The sequence below is a fragment of the Micromonospora sp. NBRC 110009 genome (assembly GCF_030518795.1).
Taxonomy (GTDB): domain Bacteria; phylum Actinomycetota; class Actinomycetes; order Mycobacteriales; family Micromonosporaceae; genus Micromonospora.
This window is the reverse complement of the sequence record NZ_CP130427.1, coordinates 2,418,058-2,439,246: the sequence shown is the minus strand read 5'-3', so window position 1 is coordinate 2,439,246 and position 21,189 is coordinate 2,418,058. Positions and strand designations below refer to the sequence as shown.

The 21,189-nt window shown below is 74.9% G+C and carries 21 protein-coding genes; 11 read left to right on the top strand and 10 right to left on the bottom strand.

Annotated elements, in window-relative coordinates; translation table 11 throughout:
* Positions 1–22 precede the first annotated feature (22 nt).
* On the top strand, positions 23–979 hold the full coding sequence (locus tag Q2K19_RS11610; RefSeq protein WP_302770474.1) for a zinc-binding dehydrogenase: 957 nt from the start codon (positions 23–25) through the stop codon (positions 977–979).
* Between the two features lie 52 nt (positions 980–1,031).
* Here the strand turns inward: Q2K19_RS11610 and Q2K19_RS11605 are convergent, their stop codons facing one another.
* The 3 genes from Q2K19_RS11605 to mobA form a co-directional block, all read right to left on the bottom strand.
* Positions 1,032–2,132, bottom strand: a complete 1,101-nt coding sequence (locus tag Q2K19_RS11605; RefSeq protein ID WP_302770472.1) for a T3SS (YopN, CesT) and YbjN peptide-binding chaperone 1 — start codon at positions 2,130–2,132, stop codon at positions 1,032–1,034.
* A 101-nt stretch (positions 2,133–2,233) separates the two neighbouring features.
* The gene (locus Q2K19_RS11600; RefSeq protein WP_302770470.1) at positions 2,234–2,491 is read right to left on the bottom strand and encodes a DUF6457 domain-containing protein; all 258 of its coding nucleotides are present in this window, start codon (positions 2,489–2,491) and stop codon (positions 2,234–2,236) included.
* The gene (mobA, locus tag Q2K19_RS11595; protein WP_302770468.1) at positions 2,488–3,087 is read right to left on the bottom strand and encodes a molybdenum cofactor guanylyltransferase; all 600 of its coding nucleotides are present in this window, start codon (positions 3,085–3,087) and stop codon (positions 2,488–2,490) included. The genes Q2K19_RS11600 and mobA overlap by 4 nt, the downstream gene beginning before the upstream one ends.
* Before the next feature lie 153 nt (positions 3,088–3,240).
* Between mobA and fdhD the strand changes: the two genes are divergently transcribed.
* Entirely contained in the window at positions 3,241–4,104 is an 864-nt protein-coding gene (fdhD, locus tag Q2K19_RS11590) for a formate dehydrogenase accessory sulfurtransferase FdhD (protein WP_302770466.1), read from the top strand.
* 49 nt (positions 4,105–4,153) lie between these two features.
* Here the strand turns inward: fdhD and Q2K19_RS11585 are convergent, their stop codons facing one another.
* Positions 4,154–5,206, bottom strand: coding sequence for a DUF4192 domain-containing protein (locus Q2K19_RS11585; RefSeq protein WP_302770464.1), 1,053 nt, complete (start codon positions 5,204–5,206; stop codon positions 4,154–4,156).
* 163 nt (positions 5,207–5,369) lie between these two features.
* Between Q2K19_RS11585 and Q2K19_RS11580 the strand changes: the two genes are divergently transcribed.
* The 5 genes from Q2K19_RS11580 (at position 5,370) to Q2K19_RS11560 (ending at position 12,199) form a co-directional block, all read left to right on the top strand.
* Positions 5,370–6,284, top strand: coding sequence for a fructosamine kinase family protein (locus tag Q2K19_RS11580; RefSeq protein WP_302770462.1), 915 nt, complete (start codon positions 5,370–5,372; stop codon positions 6,282–6,284).
* Positions 6,281–7,297 (top strand): GTP 3',8-cyclase MoaA, encoded by a 1,017-nt coding sequence (moaA, locus tag Q2K19_RS11575; RefSeq protein ID WP_302770460.1) that lies wholly within the window; start codon positions 6,281–6,283, stop codon positions 7,295–7,297. The genes Q2K19_RS11580 and moaA overlap by 4 nt, the downstream gene beginning before the upstream one ends.
* Before the next feature lie 3 nt (positions 7,298–7,300).
* Positions 7,301–7,546 carry a MoaD/ThiS family protein gene (locus Q2K19_RS11570; protein ID WP_302770458.1) on the top strand — a complete coding sequence of 82 codons (246 nt, stop codon included), beginning with the start codon at positions 7,301–7,303 and terminating at the stop codon, positions 7,544–7,546.
* A 20-nt stretch (positions 7,547–7,566) separates the two neighbouring features.
* A complete protein-coding gene (locus Q2K19_RS11565) occupies positions 7,567–8,913 on the top strand; it encodes a metallophosphoesterase (RefSeq protein WP_302770456.1) in 1,347 nt (448 codons plus the stop codon).
* A gap of 94 nt (positions 8,914–9,007) precedes the next feature.
* Positions 9,008–12,199, top strand: coding sequence for a UvrD-helicase domain-containing protein (locus Q2K19_RS11560; protein ID WP_302770454.1), 3,192 nt, complete (start codon positions 9,008–9,010; stop codon positions 12,197–12,199).
* On the opposite strand, the gene Q2K19_RS11555 is transcribed toward Q2K19_RS11560, so the two are convergent.
* The gene (locus Q2K19_RS11555; protein WP_302770452.1) at positions 12,181–13,200 is read right to left on the bottom strand and encodes an EamA family transporter; all 1,020 of its coding nucleotides are present in this window, start codon (positions 13,198–13,200) and stop codon (positions 12,181–12,183) included. The two genes, Q2K19_RS11560 and Q2K19_RS11555, sit on opposite strands and share 19 nt — an antisense overlap.
* A 280-nt stretch (positions 13,201–13,480) precedes the next feature.
* Between Q2K19_RS11555 and Q2K19_RS11550 the strand changes: the two genes are divergently transcribed.
* Positions 13,481–14,008 carry an LppU/SCO3897 family protein gene (locus Q2K19_RS11550; protein ID WP_302772428.1) on the top strand — a complete coding sequence of 176 codons (528 nt, stop codon included), beginning with the start codon at positions 13,481–13,483 and terminating at the stop codon, positions 14,006–14,008.
* Between the two features lie 138 nt (positions 14,009–14,146).
* Positions 14,147–15,382, top strand: a complete 1,236-nt coding sequence (locus Q2K19_RS11545; protein ID WP_302770450.1) for an ATP-binding protein — start codon at positions 14,147–14,149, stop codon at positions 15,380–15,382.
* A 10-nt stretch (positions 15,383–15,392) separates the two neighbouring features.
* Here Q2K19_RS11545 and Q2K19_RS11540 read toward each other — a convergent pair whose 3' ends face one another.
* The gene (locus Q2K19_RS11540; protein ID WP_302770447.1) at positions 15,393–15,938 is read right to left on the bottom strand and encodes a GNAT family N-acetyltransferase; all 546 of its coding nucleotides are present in this window, start codon (positions 15,936–15,938) and stop codon (positions 15,393–15,395) included.
* A 135-nt stretch (positions 15,939–16,073) separates the two neighbouring features.
* Here Q2K19_RS11540 and Q2K19_RS11535 point away from each other — a divergent pair, with 135 nt between their 5' ends.
* Positions 16,074–16,619, top strand: coding sequence for a DoxX family protein (locus Q2K19_RS11535; RefSeq protein WP_302770444.1), 546 nt, complete (start codon positions 16,074–16,076; stop codon positions 16,617–16,619).
* A gap of 204 nt (positions 16,620–16,823) precedes the next feature.
* Positions 16,824–18,260, top strand: coding sequence for a glycosyltransferase 87 family protein (locus Q2K19_RS11530; RefSeq protein WP_302770441.1), 1,437 nt, complete (start codon positions 16,824–16,826; stop codon positions 18,258–18,260).
* A gap of 3 nt (positions 18,261–18,263) precedes the next feature.
* On the opposite strand, the gene Q2K19_RS11525 is transcribed toward Q2K19_RS11530, so the two are convergent.
* Genes Q2K19_RS11525 through moaC form a run of 4 tightly spaced genes read right to left on the bottom strand, consistent with a single transcriptional unit; the run spans position 18,264 to position 20,947 of the window.
* Entirely contained in the window at positions 18,264–18,695 is a 432-nt protein-coding gene (locus tag Q2K19_RS11525; RefSeq protein WP_302772426.1) for a molybdenum cofactor biosynthesis protein MoaE, read from the bottom strand.
* Positions 18,692–19,951: a molybdopterin molybdotransferase MoeA gene (locus tag Q2K19_RS11520; protein WP_302770438.1), complete on the bottom strand. Its 1,260-nt coding sequence runs from the start codon at positions 19,949–19,951 to the stop codon at positions 18,692–18,694. The genes Q2K19_RS11525 and Q2K19_RS11520 overlap by 4 nt, the downstream gene beginning before the upstream one ends.
* Before the next feature lie 37 nt (positions 19,952–19,988).
* Positions 19,989–20,459, bottom strand: coding sequence for a MogA/MoaB family molybdenum cofactor biosynthesis protein (locus Q2K19_RS11515; RefSeq protein WP_302770435.1), 471 nt, complete (start codon positions 20,457–20,459; stop codon positions 19,989–19,991).
* A complete protein-coding gene (moaC, locus tag Q2K19_RS11510; protein WP_302770432.1) occupies positions 20,456–20,947 on the bottom strand; it encodes a cyclic pyranopterin monophosphate synthase MoaC in 492 nt (163 codons plus the stop codon). Before moaC ends, Q2K19_RS11515 begins: the two co-directional genes overlap by 4 nt.
* Positions 20,948–21,189 lie beyond the last annotated feature (242 nt).

Sequence of the window (21,189 nt, the reverse complement as noted above, 5' to 3'; positions counted from 1 at the left end):
TCCCGGCCGGCGAGGAGGCGACGTGCGAGCGGTGTGGCTGCGGCAGTTCGGCGGTCCGGAGGTGCTGGTTCCCGGGCCGGCACCCGAACCCGTACCCGGTCCGGGGCAGGTGCTGATCGAAGTGGCGCACGCCAACCTGACCTTCGTGGAGACGATGTTCCGGGCCACCGGGTTCGGGCCGTTCGGCCGGGACCTGCCGGTCATCCCCGGCAACGGGGTCGGCGGGGTGATCGCCGAGGTCGGCCCGGGCGTCGACCGGTCACTCGTCGGGCGCCGGGTGGTCAGCGGCACCGGCGGCACCGGCGGGTACGCCGAGCGCGTGGTGGTGGACCACGACGCGCCGCTGCCGGTGCCGGACGGGTTGCCGCTGGACCAGGCGGTCGCGCTGCTCGCCGACGGCCGTACCGCGCTGATGCTGGCACGGGCCGCCGGGCTGCGAGCCGGCGAGCGGGTGCTGGTCGAGGCGGCGGCGGGCGGGGTGGGCAGCCTGCTGACCCAACTCGCCGCGACGGCCGGGGCCCGGGTGGTCGCCGCCGCCGGCGGGCCGCGCAAGGTCGCCCTGCTCCGCGAGCGCGGCCTCGACGTGGTGGTCGACTACCGGGAGCCCGACTGGACCGACCGGGTGCGGGCCGCCACCGGCGGGGTGGACGTGGTCTTCGACGGGGTCGGCGGCCCGCTGGCCCGGGCGGCGTTCGACCTGCTCGACCCCGGCGGCCGGATGCTCAGCTTCGGGCTGGCCGGCGGCGCCTGGGCGGACGTGCCCGAGGAACTGGCCGCCGCCCGCGGGGTCGCCCTGCTCCGACCGGGCGCCCCGCCGGATGAGCTGCGCTCGCTCGCCGAACGGGCGCTGGCCGAGGGCGCGGCCGGGCGGCTCCGCCCACTGATCGGGCAGCGCTTCCCGCTGGAACGGGCCGCCGACGCGCACGCCGCCCTGCAGTCCCGCGCCACGATCGGCAAGACCCTCCTCGACCTCCACTGACCCGCTCGGGCATCCGCCCTGATACCCGGTGCCTCGACGGACGCGGGTGGCGTCAGAGGTACATGCCGGTGCGGTGTTCGGACTGGGCGCGGGCCGGCTTGTCACCCTCGCCGAAGAAGCGCTTGCCGCCGAACTCCCCGTGCAGCCGGTCGTCCAGCTCGTCGGCCAGCCCGGTCATCACCTGCACCGCGAGCATCAGGTGGGTGGCCTGGAAGTTGCGGCCGAAGACCGGAATGGAGGCCCAGACCGTGTCGTCGGCGCAGTAGAGGCGACCGATCGGCATCCGGTTGGTCAGCTCGGAGAGCTTCATGTAGAGGCGTTCGGTCGGCTCCACCTCGGTGAGCACCGGGGAGAAGACGTCGACCAGGGGCGGGTTGTCGCGTACCCGGACGAAGACCATCGCCGAGCCGGCCCGGATGTTGATGTCGCCGTCGGAGTCGACCTGCAACTGGTCGGACTTCGACTTGAGCATGGTCGAGACGACCGTACGGACCCGCTCCTCGAGGGCCAGCACGTCGTTGTCGACGGCCTGCGTGCCGGCCCCGACGGCCAGCGCCTCGTCCAGGTCGGCCGCCATGTCACGGTCCGGCCCGAACTCGCTGCGGGCGGTGCCGAGCGGCTCCACCGACAGCGCCTCCCCCTCGGCGTCCTGCACCAGGTAGACCAGGAAGGCGGGATGCGGGGCACCGTAGACGTCGCGCAGGGTCCGGGACAGCACCGCGGCCAGTCGGGTCGCCTCGCCGACCGCACAGTCCAGGCCGAACTGCTCGCCGGAGCCCTCGATCACCCCCGGCGGGGACCAGCCGAGCGCGATCATGTCCGCCACGGCGGCCCGGTCCAGCCGGTAGCCCTGCGGCAGGGTGGCGTTGCCGACCGCCCGCGCCGACAACCGGCCCTCCTCGCCGACGTCCACGCTGATCGAGTAGACGGCGTCCCCGGTGCCCGACGCGGTCGGGTCGAGGGTCAGCTCCAGGTGCGCGCCGGTGGGCAGGCCACGCAGCCGGTCGGCGAGCGCCCGGGCGAACTCGCGCCACGCCTCGGTCACCTTGGCGCGGAGATCGGCCGTGGTCGGCTCGTCCAGCAGGATCGACTCGTACTGCTCCGGCATCGCGCCGGCGGGCTCATCGGCCGGCGAGGGGTGGTCTGCCGTCATGATCGCCTCCGTCCGTCAGGGCCACCCTACCCACGGACGGTGGGGCTCGAATCACGGCGGGACCGACATCGGACACCGGGGCGCAGACCCGGCGGAGCCCTTTACCCGGCGGGCGCGGTGCCGTCCAGCTCGACCGGCCAGGAGCCGGCCAGCTCGCTGAGCCGGGCGGCCGCCGCGGCCGGGTCCGCGCCCCGCCCCACGGCCACCCCGAGCAGGTACGCCGTGATCGGCGCGCCCGGCCGCAGCACCTGGTGGGCCACGTCCCGGGCCAGGTCCAGCACGACCGGCACCGACACCTCGGCCGGGTCCAGCCCCAGCTCGGCGCAGGCCGCCGTGACCCAGTCGTCCATCACCGTCATCGCGTCCACTCCTCGGCCCGGCGTACGTCCTCGTCAGTGTCGCAGTCGAACCAGGGCGGCGGCCCGGAGCCGGACCAGGACACCTCCCGGACGACCGCCCCGGCCAGCAGGGCGCGCACCGGGGCCCCGTCGACCGTGCCGCCCCGCTCGCCGGCCACCCGGTCGACGGCGGAGCGCAGGGCGGCGACCCGCCACACCCCGCAGAGCTGCTGCCGGCGACCGTCGCCGTCGACGTAGCAGGCGCCGTCGGCGGCCGACCCGTCGAGCGCGCACCGCAGCTCAGCCACCGCCGCCGGGGTGAGCAGGGGCAGATCGGCGGCGAGGAGGGCGACCGTGCGGGTGCCGGGGTCGAGCAGCGCCAGGCCGGCGGCGGTGGCGGCGACCGGACCGCCCCCGGGCGGCTCCTCGCGGGTCACCCGTACCCCCTCGGGGACCGGGCCGGCCGGTCCGACCACGATCCGCGGCACGGCGTCGGCGACCGCGGCCAGCACCCGGTGCAGCATCGGCCGGCCGCCGACCGGGCGGGCCGGCTTGTCCACCCCGCCCATCCGGCGGGCCGCCCCACCGGAGAGCACCACCGCCGCGTACGCCGTCACCGGGCCACGGTAACCGCGCCCGTCCGCCGCCGCCCGGTGCCCGTCGCGGCGGGGCGGTGGCTCGGACCCGGGCGATCCGGCGCCACCCCGGGCCGGGAGCCGGACGGGGACGTCGCCGTGCGGGTGGCCGGCCCCGCGGGGCAGGATGGCGGGATGGGACGGGCGACTGACCGGCGCGGCGTGCTCCGGATCGACCTCGACGCGGCGGCCGACGGGCGCGCCCGGATACGGCGACAGGACACCCTGGCGGTGGAGGAGCCGCTGGAGATCCGGGTCGGCGCGGCCGGCCCCGGCCGGCGGAAGCCGCTCGCGGTGACCATGCGTACCCCCGGCGACGACCTGGACCTGGCGATCGGTTTCCTGCTCACCGAGGGGCTGATCCGGTCGGCCGACGACGTGCACACCGCCCAGCTCTGCGCCGGGGCGGAGACGCCGAACACCTACAACGTGGTCGACGTGGTGCTCGCCCCCGGCGTGCCCGAGCCCGCCACCGACCCGGCGCGCAACTTCTACACGACCAGCTCGTGCGGGGTGTGCGGCAAGGCGAGCATCGACTCCGTCCGGACCCGCTCGCTCTTCACGGTGGCGGACGACCCGTTGGCCGTGCCCGCCGAACTGCTCGCCGCCCTGCCGGACCGGCTCCGCGCCGCGCAGCGCGCCTTCGACCGGACCGGCGGTCTGCACGCGGCCGGCCTGTTCACCCCCGACGGGGAGCTGGTGGTGCTGCGCGAGGACGTCGGCCGGCACAACGCGGTCGACAAGGTGATCGGCTGGGCGGTGCGGGAACGCCGGCTGCCGCTGGCCGGGCACGTGCTGCTGGTCTCCGGACGGGCCAGCTTCGAGCTGACCCAGAAGGCCTGGATGGCCGGGGTGCCGCTGCTCGCGGCGGTCTCCGCGCCGAGCACCCTCGCCGTCGAGCTGGCCGAGGAGGCCGGCATGACCCTGGTCGGCTTCCTGCGCGGCCCCACCATGAACGTCTACGCGGGCGCCCACCGCGTCGCCGAGCCGGCCGGCTGACCCGGCCACCAGCGACCGCTGCCCCGCGCGCCCATCCCATCGGACGGCATCAGATGCTCCGGCGCGGGACGCGGCGACGGGCCCGGCGGCGCACCACTCCCGGGAAGCCGACCTCCGGCCAGCCGTCCAGCTCGGACGGAGGAAACCCGCGCCGGAGCAGGTCGTCCAGGAGCAGCGCCAGGGAGTAGTCGGGGCGGGCGTCGAGCACCCGCTCCAGGGCCACCGCGGCCAGGGCGCCGTGCCCGGCCCGCCAGGCCGCGAAGGCGAGCAGGCTGCCGGGAGCGGCGATCAGCTCGGGCTCGGCCCGGCGTAGCACGTCGGTCCAGAGGCTGATGTCGACGTCCCGCCCGTCGGTCCGCTCCCAGGCGTGGTCGCGGACCGGGAGCTGGGTGAGGAGCACGGTCAGCCAGGCCACCTCGTCGTCGCCGAGCCGCTGGCCGCGCCGATGCCGGCGGAACGCCGTGCGGACCGCCGCCACGCCGGCCGAGCGCACGGATCGGCCGCCGACCAGCGCGGTCTCGGCCGCCTCCTCGCTGAGGGCCGCCAGCCGACGGCGGGCGCGGGCGGTGGCCCGTCGCATGGCCACCCGGACCGGACCGTCGAGCGCGGACACCTGCGCGGTCAGCGCGGCCCGGTCGGGCAGGGCGACCTGACCGGCGAAGACCGCCGCCGCGCTGACCTCGCTGGCCGCCGGGTCGTACGGGGTGCCGTCGGGCGGACAGCACTCCGGATCGGTGCAGACGTAGGACCACCAGCGCCCGTCGGTCACCCGCAGCGCGTCGAGGACGACCAGCCCGGCCGCGTCCAGCGCCGCGCCGACGGCGTCGATCGCACCGGTCACCCGGGCGGCCGGCCCGTAGCCGAGCACGGTGGCGGACTCGGTGCCCTGGCGGGCGATGACCTGGACCAGGTGCCGGGCCGCGGGCCGCGGGTCGGCGCCCGGCTCGGGCAGGTCACCCCGGGCGGCGAAGACGACCCGGCGGCCGCGGAGCGCCACCACGACCACGCTGTCGGCGGGATGGAAGCCGAGCAGGTAGGGCACGGCGGCGATGAGGTCGGCGGGCGATCGGACGGCGAGCCGGGGCTGGTCGGTGGGATTCATGCCGGGAGCGTGCGGCGGCGGGGCGTCCGCCCGACAGGCCCTGTGGACGACACGCGGGTTGTCCACAGATACGGAGAGTATCGGTGCAGGTGAGCGCGGATCGGCTGGTGCCGACGCGGGCACACGACCCGCAACCGTCGGTGCGACCGGCTACCTTGCGCTCATGGACCTGGCATACCTGCGGGCACACCCGGAGCACCTGCCGACCTTCCTGACCCATCAGCGGATCCGGGAGACGCCGGTCTCCGGCGGGGACATCTGCGCCGCCTCCCGGCTCACCCTCGACGACGGGCACTCGGTCTTCGCGAAGACCTGGCCGGAGCGGGCGGCCCGGCCGGTGCCCGAGGGCTTCTTCGCCACCGAGGCCGCCGGGCTGCGCTGGCTGCGCGAGGCGGGCACGGTCGCCGTGCCGGAGGTGATGGTGGCGCTGCCGGAGCTGCTGGCGCTGGACTGGGTGGACCCGGGCGAGCCGACGCCGGAGGCGGCCGAGCGGTTCGGGCGCGAGCTGGCCGGGCTGCACCGGGCCGGGGCACCGGCGTTCGGCGCCGAGTGGACCGGATTCATCGGCGCGCTGCCGCAGGACAACACGCCCGACCCGGGCCCGTGGCCGCGCTGGTTCGCCCGCCGGCGGCTCCTGCCGTACCTGAGGCTGTCGGTCGACAACGACGCGCTCGGCGGCACCGAGGCCGGCCTGGTCGAGCAGGTGATCGACGGGATCGGCGAGTTCGGCGGCGACGAGCCGCCGGCCCGGATCCACGGCGACCTCTGGCCGGGCAACCTGCTCTGGGGGGCGGACGACCGGGTCTGGCTGGTCGATCCGGCCGCGCACGGCGGCCACCGCGAGACGGACCTGGCCCAGCTCGCCCTCTTCGGCGGCCCGCCGCACCTGGACCGCATCATGGCGGCCTACCGGGAGGCCTGGCCGCCGGCCGACGGCTGGCGGGAGCGGGTGCCGCTGCACCAGCTCCACCTGCTGCTGGTGCACACCGCCCTGTTCGGCGCGACCTACCGGGACGCGGTGGGCTCCGCCGCCCGCGCCGCGCTCAAGGGCGCCCGACGCGCTACGGTCGAGACGTGACCGCCGCCCCGACGACGACCGACGGGGTCCTCGTCGACCGGTACGGCCGCGTCGCCCGGGACCTCCGGGTCTCGCTGACCGACAAATGCAACCTGCGCTGCACCTACTGCATGCCGGCCGAGGGACTGCCCTGGCTGGCCGGGCCGCAGCTGCTCAGCGACGACGAGATCGTCCGGCTGATCGGGATCGCGGTGCAGCGGCTCGGCGTCACCGAGGTGCGCTTCACCGGCGGTGAGCCGCTGATCCGGCCCGGTCTGGTCGGCATCGTGTCGGCGGTGGCCGCGCTGGAGCCCCGGCCCCGGATCTCCCTGACCACCAACGGCATCGGTCTCGAACGGCTCGCGCCCGCCCTGCGCGCCGCCGGCCTGGACCGGGTGAACGTCTCGCTGGACACCCTCGACCGCGCCCGGTTCGCCGCGCTGACCCGCCGGGACCGGCTCGGCGACGTGCTCGCCGGCCTGGCCGGCGCGGCGGCCGCCGGGCTGGCCCCGGTGAAGGTCAACGCCGTGCTGATGCGCGGCATCAACGACGACGAGGCCCCGGCGCTGCTCCGGTTCGCCCTGGCCCACGGCTACGAGCTGCGCTTCATCGAGCAGATGCCGCTGGACGCCCAGCACGGCTGGGACCGGGCGACCATGGTCACCGCCGAGGAGATCCTGGCCGCCCTGCGCGCCGAGTTCGCGCTGAACGCCGACCCGGCCGAGCGCGGCGCCGCGCCCGCCGAGACCTGGCTGGTGGACGGCGGGCCGGCCCGGGTCGGGGTGATCGCCAGCGTCACCCGGCCGTTCTGCGGTGACTGCGACCGGACCCGGCTCACCGCCGACGGTCAGGTCCGCGCCTGCCTCTTCGCCACCGAGGAGTCCGACCTGCGCGGCGCGCTGCGCGCCGGGGCGGACGACGACGAGCTGGCCCGCCGGTGGCGTACCGCGATGTGGGGCAAGCGGGCCGGACACGGCATCGACGACCCCACCTTCCTGCAACCCGCCCGCCCGATGTCGGCGATCGGAGGCTGACCGGTGCAGCTCACCGTCCGCTACTTCGCGGGGGCTCGCGCCGCCGCCGGCCGGTCCGAGGAGACCGCCCCCGCCGGTCGGTCCCTCGACGCGCTCCTCGACGAGCTGACGGCGCGGCACGGCGAACGGCTCGCCGTGGTGCTGAAGGCGGCGAGTTTCCTGGTCGACGGCGTGGCCTGTCATGATCGTCAGACACCGCTGCCGGCCGGCGTGACGGTCGACGTGCTGCCGCCGTTCGCGGGCGGCTGAGGAGGGCTCCCGTGTTGGCGATGGCGACGTTCCTGGGCTCTGCTGTGCTCGTCACCGCCCTGATCCACCTCTACCTGTGGAAGCGGCTGGTCCGGGACACCGCCCGGCCCGGCCGCCGGCGGCGGATCGGCGGCTTCGCCGTGCTGCTGCTGGCGCTGCTGGTGCCGGCCACCATGGCGGGCACCCGCAACGGCCTGCACTGGCTGGCCTGGCCGGGCTACCTCTGGCTGGCGCTGATGTTCTACCTGCTGGTGCTGCTGCTGGTGCTGGAGGTGCCGATGGCGGTGGCCAAGCTGGTGCTGCGCCGCCGCGAGCGGGTCGCCACGCCCGGCGCGCCTCCCGAGCCGTCGCTGGTACCGGCCGGCGGGTCTGCCGGGATCCGGATGGACCCCTCGGCCGCGGGCGCGGCGGAACCAGGGGCCGTCGCGCCGGCGTCACCCGTCGCACTGGCGGAGCCGTCAGCGGCGCCGTCCGCCGGGCGCACCGCGCCGCCGGCCGGGGACCCGCCGACCGTCGCGCCGGATCACGATCCCTCCCGGCGGTTGCTGCTGGCCCGCGGCGCCGCGATCTTCGCCGGGCTCACCGCCGCCGGGGTCACCGGGTACGGCGTCCGTACGGCGATGGGACCGCCACGCCTGGACCGGGTGCAGATCCCGCTGGCGAAGCTCCCGCGCAGCATGGACGGCCTGCGGATCGCCACCGTCTCCGACATCCACCTCGGGCCGCTGCGCGGTCGGTCGCACACCGAGCGGATCGTCGCCATGATCAACCGGATGGACGCCGATCTGGTGGCGGTCGTCGGCGACCTGGTCGACGGCTCGGTGGCCGAACTGGGCACGGCGGCCGAGCCGCTGCGCGACCTGCGCTTCCGGTACGGCAGCTTCTTCGTCACCGGCAACCACGAGTACTACTCCGGCGTCGAGGAGTGGGTCCGGGAGGTGGACCGGCTCGGCCTGCGGGTGCTCCAGAACGAGCGTCAGGAGATCCGAGCCCGGGGCGGCGTGCTGGACCTGGCCGGGGTGAACGACGTGACCGCCGCCGGCACCGGGCTGGCCGCCCCGGCCGACTACGCCGCCGCCCTGGGCGACCGCGACCCCAGCCGCCCGGTGGTGCTGCTGGCCCACCAGCCGGTGGCCGCGCACGAGGCCGCGAAGTTCGGCGTGGACCTCCAGCTCTCCGGGCACACCCACGGCGGCCAGATGGCGCCGTTCAACCTGCTGGTCAAGCTCCAGCAGCCGGTGGTCTCCGGCCTCGGCGAGGTGGACGGCACCAAGGTCTACGTGACCAACGGCGCCGGCTTCTGGGGCCCGCCGGTCCGGGTGGGCGCGCCGCCTCAGGTGACCCTGGTCGAGCTCCGCGCCCAATAGCGCGCCCCGGCCGCACAGTCCAGGGCGGCATTGCTCAGGTCACGCGTACGCGTGGCGGCGGGCGACCGAGGGACCGGGCGTGACAGGATGCGGCGTGCCTCCGTTCAGCGCCGCACCCCCCGGTGGCCTCCCGCCGTTCGTCGCGGATCTGCACATCCACTCGAAATACTCGCGCGCGTGCAGCCGCGACCTGACCCTGCCGAACCTGGGCTGGTGGGCCCGGCGTAAGGGCATCGGCGTCCTCGGCACCGGCGACTTCACCCATCCGGCCTGGTACGACCACCTCCGCGAGACGCTGCGCCCGGCCGAGCCGGGCCTGTTCCGGCTCAGCCCGGAGGCGGAACGGGACATCGCCCGGCGGCTGCCGCCCCGGCTGGCCAGCGAGGCGGAGGCCGACCCGGTCCGGTTCATGCTCAGCGTGGAGATCTCCACCATCTACAAGCGGGATGACCGGACCCGGAAGGTGCACCACCTGATCTACCTGCCGGACCTGGACGCGGTGGCCCGGTTCAACACCGCGCTGGGCCGGATCGGCAACCTCGGCTCGGACGGCCGGCCGATCCTCGGCCTGGACTCCCGGGACCTGCTGGAGATCACCCTGGAGGCCAGCCCGGATGGCTACCTGGTCCCGGCGCACATCTGGACGCCGTGGTTCTCCGCGCTCGGCTCGAAGTCGGGCTTCGACGCGATCGCCGACTGCTACGCGGACCTGGCCGACCACGTGTTCGCGGTGGAGACCGGGCTCTCCTCCGACCCGGAGATGAACTGGCGGGTCGGCAGCCTGGACCGCTACCAGCTGGTGTCCAACTCGGACGCGCACTCGCCGCCCGCGCTGGCCCGCGAGGCCACCGTCCTCAGCTCCGCCCGCGACTACTTCGCGATCCGGGAGGCGCTGCGGACCGGGGACGGGCTGGCCGGCACCATCGAGTTCTTCCCGGAAGAGGGCAAGTACCACGCCGACGGTCACCGGCTGTGCGGGGTGAACTGGTCCCCAGAGCGGACCCGCGAGGCCGGCGGGCGTTGCCCGGAGTGCGGCAAGCCGCTGACGGTGGGCGTACTCAGCCGGGTCGAGGAGCTGGCCGACCGGCCCGAGGGGCACCGGCCGGCGCACGCCCGCGAGGTGACCCACCTGGTGCCGCTGGCCGAGATCCTCGGTGAGCTCAACCGGGTGGGCGCCCGCTCGAAGAAGGTCGAGGGGAAGCTCAACGAGCTGATCGCCGCGCTCGGCCCGGAGCTGGAGATCCTCACCCGTACCCCGCTCGACGAGGTCGGCCGGGTCGGCGGCGAGCTGCTCGCCGAGGGGATCGGCCGGCTGCGCCGGGGCGAGGTACGCCGGGTTCCCGGTTACGACGGCGAGTACGGCGTCATCACCCTCTTCGACCCGGCCGAGCTGGGTGCCTCGGGCGGCTCGACCGGGCAGGACACCCTCTTCGACGTACCGGTGCCCGCGCCGCGGAAGCCCACCGAGCCCGCGCCGAAGCCGAAGGCGAAGCGCCCGGCGGCGGCCAAGCCGGAGCCGAAGCGCAGGCCGGCCCCGCCGCCCCCGCCACCGATCGCGCCGGCGCCCTCCCCGCACGAGCCGTTCGAGCCGATGCTCGCCGGCATGGAGGAGGTCGGCACCGGCCTGCTGGACCGGCTCGATGCGATGCAGCGGGTGGCCGCGTCCGCGCCGGGGGGTCCGCTGCTGATCGTGGCGGGGCCCGGCACCGGCAAGACCCGGACGCTGACCCACCGGATCGCGTACCTCTGCGCGGAGCTGAACGTCTTCCCGGAGCAGTGCCTGGCGATCACCTTCACCCGGCGGGCCGCCGAGGAGCTGCGGCACCGCCTCGACGGGCTGCTCGGACCGGTGGCCGAGGACGTCACGGTCGGCACGTTCCACTCGCTGGGCCTGACCATCCTGCGGGAGAACGCCGGGGCCCTGGGCCTGCCGCCGGACTTCCGCATCGCCGACGACGCCGACCGGGCGGCGGCCCGCGCCGAGGCCGGTGACGACGACGACCGCTACACCGGGCTGCTGCGCAAGCGGGACCTGGTCGACCTGGACGAGCTGCTCACCCTGCCCGTCGCGCTGTTGAAGGCCGACAAGAAGCTGGTCCGCGAGTACCGCGAACGCTGGAAGTGGATCTTCGTCGACGAGTACCAGGACGTCGACGCGGTCCAGTACGAGCTGCTGCGCCTGCTCAGCCCCGCCGACGGCAACCTCTGCGCGATCGGCGACCCCGACCAGGCCATCTACTCGTTCCGGGGCGCGGACGTCGGCTACTTCCTGCGCTTCTCGCAGGACTTCACCGACGCCCGGCTGGTCCGGCTGAACCGCAACTACCGCTCCTCCGCGCCGATCCTGGCCGCCGCGGTGCAGGCCATCGCGCCGTCGTCGCTGGTGCGGGGCCGCCGGCTCGACCCGGCGCGGCTCGACCCGGAGGCGCCGCTGGTCGGTCGCTACGCCGCGACCTCCGTCGCGGACGAGGCCGATTTCGTGGTACGCACCATCGACGAGCTCGTCGGCGGCCTCTCCCACCGCTCCCTCGACTCGGGCCGGATCGACGGCCGGTCGACCGCGCTGTCCTTCTCCGACATCGCCGTGCTCTACCGCACCGATTCGCAGGCCGCCCCGATCGTGGACGCCCTGGCCCGGGCGAACATCCCGGTGCAGAAGCGCTCGCACGACCGGCTCCGGGACCGGCCCGGGGTGACCGCGATCGCCCGCGAGCTGCGGCACGCCGGGCTCGACGGCTCGGTGGCCGCCCGCGTCCGGCTGGCCGGGCAGATCCTGGCGGAACGCTTCGCCGTGCCGACCCTCGACGGCTCCGGCTCGGTGCGCCCCGAGGACATCCGGGCGGCGGTGGACCTGCTCACCCCGCTGGCCCGGCGCTGCGGCGACGACCTGGGGCTCTTCCTCTCCCAACTGGCCACGGGCGCGGAGGTGGACGCGCTCGACCCGCGCGCCGAGGCGGTCACCCTGCTCACTCTGCACGCGGCCAAGGGCCTGGAGTTCCCGGTGGTCTTCCTCGTCGGCGCCGAGGACGGGCTGCTGCCGCTGCGCTGGCCCGGTCAGGAGCCGGACGACGACGCGGTGGCCGAGGAGCGCCGGCTCTTCTTCGTCGGACTCACCCGCGCTCAGGACCGGCTCTACGTCAGCCACGCGGCGCGGCGCAGCCGGCACGGTGCGGAACGGGACTGCCGCCCCTCCCCGTTCCTCGACGTGATCGACCCGGGCCTGTTCGAACGGTTCGGCGAAACCGAACCCCGCCGCCCCAAGGACCGTCAGCTCCGCCTGATCTGACCCGTCCCCACCCCGCCCCGCCCCCGCGATCTCGCAGTTTGTGCCCGGCGCGGGCGCTCGGTGCTCACCACGACCGCCACGCCGGCGACGATCACCGCGCCGCCCAGCAGCACGTGCGCGGTGACGGGCTCGGCGGCGAGCAGCGCACCGAGCGCCACCGCGACCGCCGGATTCACGTACGCGTAGGTGGCGACCAGCGAGATGGGCGCATGGTGCAGCAGCCACACGTACGCGGTGAAGGCGACCAGCGAGCCCGCCACCATCAGGTACGCCAACGCCGCCCAGGACCGGCCGGTCACCTCGGCGGGGGAGAAGCCGCCCAGCTCGCCCCGGAGGCCGGCGACCCCGACGAGCACCACCGCGCCGGCCACCATCTCGTACACGGTGGCCACGAAGGGGTCGGCGGGCATCCGGATGCGCCCGGACAGAAAGGAGCCGACCGACCAGGAGATGGCCCCGGCGACCACGGTCAGGGCGCCCACCACGGGCACCGTCCCCGCCCCGCCGGTGGGCAGCACCAGCAGGACGAGGCCGACGAAGCCGAGGCCCACCCCGGCGAACGTCCACAGCCTGGGACGGTCGCCGACGAGCGTCCGCAACAACACGACCAGGAGCGGGACGGTGGCCACCAGCAGCGCGGCGATGCCGGAGGGCACCGCCACCCCGGGCGGGCCGGACTCGGCGAGCACGACCAGCCCGTTGCCGCCGGCGAGCAGGAGCACGCCGATGAGGGCGGCCGAGCCGAGCTGCCGGCGGTCGACGCGGAGCGCGCCAGGCCCTCGGCGGGCGCGCAGCACGAGGGCGAGCACCGCGGCGGCGACGGCGAACCGGATCGCCGCGGAGGTGAGTGGCGGCAGCGACTCGACCGCCACCCGGATGCCCAGGTAGGTCGAGCCCCAGAGGACGTAGACGAGAATCAGCGCGGTCCAGATCAGGGCTGGCCGGGTGGTGGCGGTGGTGGGGTGGGCGAGCGGCGTCGCACTCGCGGGGCGTGAGCTCATCGGTGGACCACGCTACGGTGACCACGGCGTCGCCGTCCCCGGTTGGTGGCCGGCCTCTCAGCACTGGCGTACCAGGAGGCGTTCCATGTCGAATTTCGGACCACCGGGCGGTGCGGCACCGGACCGGTGGGACGGCCCGACCGGGGACGGGTACGCGCCGGCCGGGCAACGACCCGACTCCGGGTACGCCCCGCAGCCGGGCGGTTGGGGTGAGCCCCCGGCGCAGCGGTACGAGCCGACCGGTCACCCGTACCAGCCGCCCGGGCAGCGGTACGAGCCGATCGCGGGCTGGGACACCGGGCAGCCGCAGCCTCCGGCGGAGCCCGGATACGCCGGGTACGGCGGCCCGTCGTACCGCGAATCGCCGCCGAAGCGCGGCAAGGGTCGGCTGGTCGCGGTGCTGGCCGTGGTGGCGGTGCTGGTGCTCGGCGGCGCGGCGGCCTTCTGGGTGCTCGGTCGGGACGAGCCGGCGCCGGTGAGCGGGTCCGGGCCCGCCGACGCGAGCGCGGGGGCCGGCGAGCCGGGCGGTCCGGTGGCGTCCCCTCCGGCCCCGGCGTCCTCGACCGATCCCCGCTTCGTGCAGGAGGGCCAGTGCGTCCGCAACGACGGGAGTGCCAGCCGGCCGGAGCTGCTCATCAGTGCGTGCGGCGCGAAGACCTACCAGGTGCTGCGCCGGATCGACGGCGCGACCAACGGCAAGAAGGACGCCGAGGCCAAGTGCGCTAAGGTGGCCGGCTACACCGACTGGTACTTCTTCGACAGCGAGCTGGACACGCTCGACTTCGTGCTCTGCCTGAAGCAGCGCTGACCCGTCGTAGCAAAAACTAGGGCTGTCTAGCGTGGACGCTAGACAGCCCTAGTTTTCGGTCGAGGGAAGTCGACACGCCGGTAGCCCCATCTACGGATGTCTAGCCTCCCAGCTAGACGGCCCGATACTCTGCGATTCGTGGATCCGGTCCGCAACCCGTACGCCCCGGGCGCCGGCCAGCGCCCGCCCGAACTCGCCGGGCGGGGGCGGGAGCTGGACGTCTTCGACGTGGTGCTGGAGCGGGTCGCCCGGGGCCGCCCCGAGCGCAGCCTGATGCTCACCGGCCTGCGCGGGGTCGGCAAGACCGTCCTGCTCAACACCCTCCGGTCGCAGGCCATCAACCACCTCTGGGGCACCGGCAAGATCGAGGCCCGGCCCGACCAGTCGCTGCGTCGGCCGATCGCCGCCGCGCTGCACATGGCGGTCCGCGAGCTGGCGCCCCGGCACCGCGCCCCGGACCGGATCGACGCCTTCCTCGGGGTGCTCAAGGCGTTCGCCCAGCGCTCCGCGCCGACCGGGCGGGGCGGGGCGGGGCCGAAGCTGCGGGACCGCTGGCAGCCGGGCATCGACGTGCCGGCCAGCAGCGGCCGGGCCGACTCCGGGGACATCGAGATCGACCTGGTCGAGCTGCTCAGCGACGCGGCGGCGGTCGCCACCGACGTGGGCACCGGCATCGCGATCTTCATCGACGAGATGCAGGACCTCGGCGCGGAGGATGTCTCCGCGCTCTGCGCCGCCTGTCACGAGCTGTCCCAGCTCGGCGCGCCGCTGATCGTGGTGGGCGCCGGGCTGCCGCACCTGCCGGCCGTGCTCAGCGCCGCCAAGTCCTACTCCGAGCGGCTCTTCCGCTACCAGCGGATCGACCGGCTCGACCGGATCGCCGCCGACCAGGCGCTCTGCGCGCCGGCCGAGCGGGAGGAGGTGGAGTACGAGCAGAAGGCGCTCGACCTGCTCTACGAGAAGTCCGGCGGCTACCCCTACTTCGTCCAGGCGTACGGGAAGGCCACCTGGGACCACGCCCCGCGCTCACCGATCACCGCCGCCGACGTCCGGGTCGCCGCGCCCGAGGCGGAGGCCGAACTGGCGGTCGGCTTCTTCGGCTCGCGATTCGAGCGGGCCACCCCCGCCGAGCGCGAGTACATGCGGGCGATGGCGACGCTCTCCCTGGTGGCAGGGGAGGAGAGCGGCCGGGATGACATGGACGCGGCGGTGCCGACCGCGGAGATCGCCCGCGCGCTGGGCCGCAGGCCGGCCAGCCTCTCCCCGGCTCGGGACGCGCTGATCAAGAAGGGGCTGATCTACTCCGGCGAGCGGGGCACGGTCGCCTTCACCGTCCCGCACTTCGGCCGGTACCTGCGCACCCAACCGGCCTGACGCCGGCCGGTCAGACCTTGGACCAGGGCGGCGGGAAGATCACCTCGCCGGCCGCCGGGGGCGCCTCGTCGCTGGTGACCGGCGGCAGCACCAGCGCCTGCCACGGCTCCCCCAGCCCCGACCAGGGGCTGGTCAGCCCCTGGCGGTCGGCGGGGCCGAAGCCGAACCGGCGGTAGAACGCCGGGTCGCCCAGCACCACCACCAGCCGTTCGCCCAGCTCGGTCGCGGCGTCGAGGGCCGCCTGCACCACCGCGGTGCCGTGCCCGATCCGCCGCCGGTGCGGGGCGACCGCCACCGGGCCGAGCGCCAGGGCCGGATACGCGCCCCCGTCCGAGCACACCCGGACCCGGGTCAGCAACGCGTAGCCGACCACCTCGCCGCCGTACTCGGCGACCATCGCCAGTTCGGGAATCCAGGCGTCGCTGTGCCGCAGCTCATCGACCAGCCCCACCTCGGGTGGCGTGGCGACATCGGGGCGGGCGAAGGCGGCCGCCAGCACCCGGGCGACCGGTGCCTCGTCCGCCGGATCCTCGGGTCGGAGTCGCAGCGTCGTCACCCGCGCGACCTTACCGCCCCCGACCGGTCCATCCGCGACGGTCGCTGAAATCGGTACCGCACGGACGTCCACGTCGGCCGATCCCTTTCGGGCGTTACAGGGGTGACGATCGTCGCGACGGGGTATGACTGAGCCATGAAACCCGTGCGCTCCCTCGCCCGCGTCATGTTGAGCGGCATCTTCGTGGTCAGCGGCGCCCGTAACCTGCAGAACCCCGGCCGGCTGGCGGCGGCCGCGAAGCCGGTCACCGACCGGGCCGCCCCACTGCTCCAGAACCTGCATCCCCGGATCCCGACCGACACCGAGACGCTGATCCGGGCCAACTCGGCCACCCAGCTCGTCGGTGGGCTGATGCTGGCGACCGGGAGGTTCACCCGGCCCGTCGCGCTCGTCCTCGCCGGGACCCTGGTGCCCGTGACGATCGCCGGCCATCCCTTCTGGAAGAACGACGACCCGGCGGCGAAGAACAACAACCAGGTCCACTTCCTGAAGAACCTGGGGCTCTTCGGCGGCCTGCTCCTCGCCGCCGCGGACACCGAGGGCAAGCCCGGACTGCGCTGGCGCGCGAGTCACCGGATCAACCACTCGCGCCACTCGGTGCAGCGCGCGGTCCGGACCGCCCGCCGCGAGGCGAAGCTCGCCGCCCGGTCGGCGGCCACCGCCCGCCGACTTCCGGGCTGACCTGCATCAATACGGCCACCACCCCCCGCAAGGCCACTAATCACCTGAACCGTCCGACACCCGTTAACGCGGTGGAAATGTCAAAAACATGTGTGGGATCGGACACGGTCGCATAACGCGGGAGGCAGCAACGTGAGGCGCCGTCTTAGGCTCCGTGCGGGACCTGGACGGGTAGGACGAGCTTGGTACGGGGGTGGCCACGCCATGCCGGCGACCGTCGGTAGACGCCTGGACCGCCTCGCCCCAGTCCACCGCGGGACGCGTGGGATCGATCGCAGGACAGTCGTACGGACCGGCATCGTGGCCGCCGTCGCCTACGCCGCATGGCTCGCCATCGGCGCGTTCGGGCGGCCGTACAACTTCTTCGACATGAAGATCTACCACGGTGCCGTGGTGTGGTGGGCGAGCGGCCACGAGCTGTACGACTTCATCGCGCCCTCCACCACTTTGGGCTTCACCTACCCACCCTTCGCCGGGCTGGTCATGCTGCCGATGTCCTGGCTGCCGGTCGACGCCGCCGGCTGGCTCAACGCCCTGGCCAGCATCGCCGCGCTCGCCGTCGTGCTGGCCGCGCTGCTGCGCCCGATCGTCGACCGGCTCGGCTGGCCGCTGTGGTTCACCGTCAGCATCGCCACGCCGATGGCCGTCGCCATCGAGCCGTCCCGGGAGACGCTCGGCTACGGCCAGGTCAACCTGCTGCTCTTCGCACTGATCATGGCCGACATGGTCGGGCTGCGTTGGCGGGCCAAGCGGGGGACCCACCACGACATCGCCGACTCGGCGCTGGCCCGCTTCGTCTACAGCGGCACCTGGGCCGGGGTCGGCATCGGCCTGGCCACCGCGGTCAAGCTGACCCCGGCGCTGTTCGTCGCGTACCTGATGATCACCCGGCAGTGGCGCGCGGCGCTGACCGCGATCGGCACCACGATCGCCGTGACCCTCGGGACGTTCGCACTGGTCGGGGAGGAGTCGCGGACGTACTTCAGCGCGGTGCTCTGGCAGACCGAGCGGGTCGGTGCGGCGGACATGACCGCCAACCAGTCGCTCGCCGGCCTGCTGGCCCGGCTCTACGACTCGATCGAGACGCCCGGCCTGCTCTGGCTGGCCTTCTCGGTGCTGGTGCTGGCGCTGGGCCTGTCCCGCGCGGCCAGCGCCCGGGCCGACGGCGACGAGCTGACCGCGTTCACCCTGGTCGGGCTGACCGCCAACGTGATCAGCCCGATCTCCTGGTCCCACCACCTGGTGTTCGTGATCCCGGCAATCATCGTGCTGGCCGACGCCGCGGTACGCCGCCGCGAGGCCAGCCGGGGGCTGCTACCCCGGGTCAACGGGACGCCCTCCGCCACCGGGGTGCCGCCGCTGCGCCCGCCGATCTGGTATCCGACGCTCACCGGCCTGCGGCACGGCGTCGGCGCGCTGACGCTCTACCTGCTCTTCCTGATCTCGCCGATCTGGCCGTACGAGCACCAACTGCCCGAGGTGTCGCACTACCAGGACGGCCTGTTCGGCGCGCTGATGGAGAACTCCCTGGCGATCGCCCTGATCGTGCTGGTCGCGGCGCTGCCGTGGCGCCCCGGCGCGGAACCGGCGTTCTACCACGACCGGCTGGTACGCACCGCCCAGCTCACCGCCCGCCGCTGAGCGTCAGGGGCAGTTCACCCACTCCTCGGTGCCGTCGCCGAACACCTGCCGCTTCCAGATCGGCAGCCGCGCCTTCACCTCGTCGACCAGCCGGGCGCAGGCCGCGAAGGCGGCGGCCCGGTGCGCGGTGCTCACCGCCGCGACCAGGGCCACGTCGCCGATCTCCAGCCGGCCGATCCGGTGCGACACGGCCACCGCGTACACCTCCGGCTCGGCCGCGATCTCGGCGGCCACCTCGCGGAGCACGGCCTCGGCGGTCGGGTGGCCCTCGTACTCCAGCAGGGTCACCGTCCGGCCGTGGTCGTGGTCGCGGACGACGCCCTGGAACGAGACGACCGCGCCGGCCCGGTGGTCGGCGACGGCCGCCTCGTGCGCGGCCAGGTCGAGCGGCTGGTCGGTCACCGCGCCGACGGTGACCCCCTGGACCGGGCTCACCACGCCCGCTCCCCGGGGAGCAGCGGCAGCGGTACGACGGACACCTGGTCCCCGACCTCGCCGCTGGCGCCCGGCCGGATCACCGCGAAACCGTCCGCCCCGGCCAGGCCGCGCAGCATCGCCGAGCCGACGTGGCGCAGTGGGTGAGCGGTGCCGGCGACCCGGTCCCACCGGACCAGGGCGAGGTGGGTGTAGTCGCCCCGGCCGGGGATCGACTCGGCCAGGGTGACCTGCGGCAACACCGGCATCGGCCGGCCCTGGAGGCCGGCGAGCAGCGGCGCGACCAGCGAGACCAGCGCCACGACCGCCGACTGGGGGTTGCCCGGCAGGCCGGCCACGAACCGGACCCGACCCTCGTCGTCCACCAACCGCGCGAGCAGCATCGGGAAGCCCGGGCGGACCGCCACGGTGTTGACCACGTAGTCCGCGCCGAGCGCCTCCAGTGTGGGGTGCAGGTGGTCGACCGGACCGTGCATGGTGCCGCCGGTGGTGCAGACCAGGTCGGCGGTGGCGAGCGCGCCGCGCAGGGCGGCCACGTGGGCGGGCAGGGTGTCGGCCACCGGGCCGATCACGTCGCCCGGGCGCACCTGGCAGCCGTACCGGCGCAGCCAGGCGGGCACCGCCGGGCCGAGAGCGTCCCGGACCCGGCCGGCGCCGGGCGGGCCGGAGGTCAGCAGCTCGTCACCGAAGACCAGCACCGCGGCCCGCGGCTGCCGGCGGACCCGCAGCGTGTCGTGGCCGCAGGAGGCGGCCAGGCCGATCAGCGCCGGGTCGACCGGGGTGCCGGCCGGCAGCAACTCCTCGCCGGCGGAGGCCTCCTCGCCTGGCTCCCGCCACTCCAGGCTCGGGCGCGGCGTACCGTCGACCCGGCCGTCGGCGGTCCGGGTGGACTCCTCGATCCGCAGGATCGCGGCGGTGCCCTCCGGGACCATCGCCCCGGTGGCGATCTCCACGGTGGTGCCGTCGGTGCTCAGCGGGGGTGGGGTCTGCCCGGCGAGCACCCGCCCCACCACCTGCCACGGGCCGTCCCCGCGCACCGCCCAGCCGTCCACGCTGGAGGTGGGGAACGCCGGCAGGTGGGTACGCGTGGCCAGCGGCTCGGCGAGGGTGTGCCCGTCGGCGTCGGCGAGCGGCCGGTCGACCGCGGGAAGTGCGGCGGCGAGGCCCACGGCGTACACGCGGGAGCGGGCCTCCTCCCAGGCGGCTGGCTGCGGCGCGGCGACCTGCGCCACGGCGGCTGCGGTTTCCGTGCTCATCCGGCGAGCCTATCGCCGGCCCGGACGTCGTGCGGGTTCAGTGGTCACCGCCGCGGAGCTGGTCGACCGCGTGGCGCAGGATCGGCCCGAGCACGGCCAGCCCGTCCTTCGCCCCGCCACGCGACCCCGGCAGGTTGACCACCAGCATGCGACCGGCCACGCCGGCCAGCCCCCGGGACAGGGCGGCAGCGGGAACGGCGTCGCGGCTGTATGCCCGGATCGCCTCGGCGATGCCGGGGATCTCGTAGTCGAGCAGCGCGCGGGTCACGTCGGGCGTCCGGTCGGTCGGGGTGATGCCCGTGCCGCCGCTGGTCAGCACCACGTCGACGCCCTCGTCCCGGGCGGCCCGCAGCGCCACGCCGACCGGCTCGCCGTCCGGCACCACCACCGGCTCGTCGACCTCGCAGCCCAGCTGCCGCAGGCCGGCCACGAGGAGGGGACCGCTGGTGTCCTCGTAGACCCCGGCGGCGGCCCGGTTGGAGGCGACGATCACCCGGGCCCGGATCACGGCCGGCCCTCCGGCCGGACCCACTCGCCCGTCTTGCCGCCCTCCTTGCGGAGCACCCGGACCGCGTCCACCGAGGCGGCCGGGTCGACCGCCTTGACCATGTCGACCAGGGCGAGCCCGGCGACGGCCACCGCGGTGAGCGCCTCCATCTCGACGCCCGTCCGGTCGGCCGTCTTCGCGGTCGCGGTGATCTCCACGGTGTCGGTGGTGAGCCGCAGGTCGACGGTGACGCCGTGCAGGGCGATCGGGTGGCAGAGCGGGATCAGGTCGGGGGTGCGCTTGGCGCCCATGATCCCGGCGAGCCGGCCGACCGCCAGAGCATCGCCCTTGGGCAGGCCGTCGCGGCGCAGCAGTTCCACCACCTCGGTCGTGGTGCGCAGCCGGCCGGCGGCGACCGCGAGCCGCCCGGAGACGGGCTTGGCGGAGACGTCGACCATCCGGGCCGCGCCGGCCGAATCGACGTGGGTGAGCTGCGCGGGATCGGTCACGGCCGCGAGCCTATCCCGCAGGCACGACGAGCGCCCCGTGCCGCGCGGCCGGTCCTTCGCAAGGTGCGAATCAATTACGCAGGGCAATTCGTATCCGCGTGTTCACGCTCCGGATCCGGCGTGTTTCAGTAGCCGCCGGACAACGATCACCGGGCCCGACAATGGCCAGCCATTCTTTCCATCAGCAGGGGTCCGAACTACGGATGGAACCACCGACCCGGTCGGCTACACACTTAACTGAA

Excerpts from the sequence above, each read along its gene's own strand:
- Q2K19_RS11605 (WP_302770472.1), bottom strand. The coding sequence starts at position 2,132 with ATGACGGCAGACCACCCCTCGCCGGCCGATGAGCCCGCCGGCGCGATG.
- Q2K19_RS11600 (WP_302770470.1), bottom strand. The coding sequence starts at position 2,491 with ATGACGGTGATGGACGACTGGGTCACGGCGGCCTGCGCCGAGCTGGGG.
- fdhD (WP_302770466.1), top strand. The coding sequence starts at position 3,241 with ATGGGACGGGCGACTGACCGGCGCGGCGTGCTCCGGATCGACCTCGAC.
- Q2K19_RS11585 (WP_302770464.1), bottom strand. The coding sequence starts at position 5,206 with ATGAATCCCACCGACCAGCCCCGGCTCGCCGTCCGATCGCCCGCCGAC.
- Q2K19_RS11580 (WP_302770462.1), top strand. The coding sequence starts at position 5,370 with ATGGACCTGGCATACCTGCGGGCACACCCGGAGCACCTGCCGACCTTC.
- Q2K19_RS11565 (WP_302770456.1), top strand. The coding sequence starts at position 7,567 with ATGGCGACGTTCCTGGGCTCTGCTGTGCTCGTCACCGCCCTGATCCAC.
- Q2K19_RS11555 (WP_302770452.1), bottom strand. The coding sequence starts at position 13,200 with ATGAGCTCACGCCCCGCGAGTGCGACGCCGCTCGCCCACCCCACCACC.
- Q2K19_RS11535 (WP_302770444.1), top strand. The coding sequence starts at position 16,074 with ATGAAACCCGTGCGCTCCCTCGCCCGCGTCATGTTGAGCGGCATCTTC.
- Q2K19_RS11530 (WP_302770441.1), top strand. The coding sequence starts at position 16,824 with ATGCCGGCGACCGTCGGTAGACGCCTGGACCGCCTCGCCCCAGTCCAC.
- Q2K19_RS11520 (WP_302770438.1), bottom strand. The coding sequence starts at position 19,951 with ATGAGCACGGAAACCGCAGCCGCCGTGGCGCAGGTCGCCGCGCCGCAG.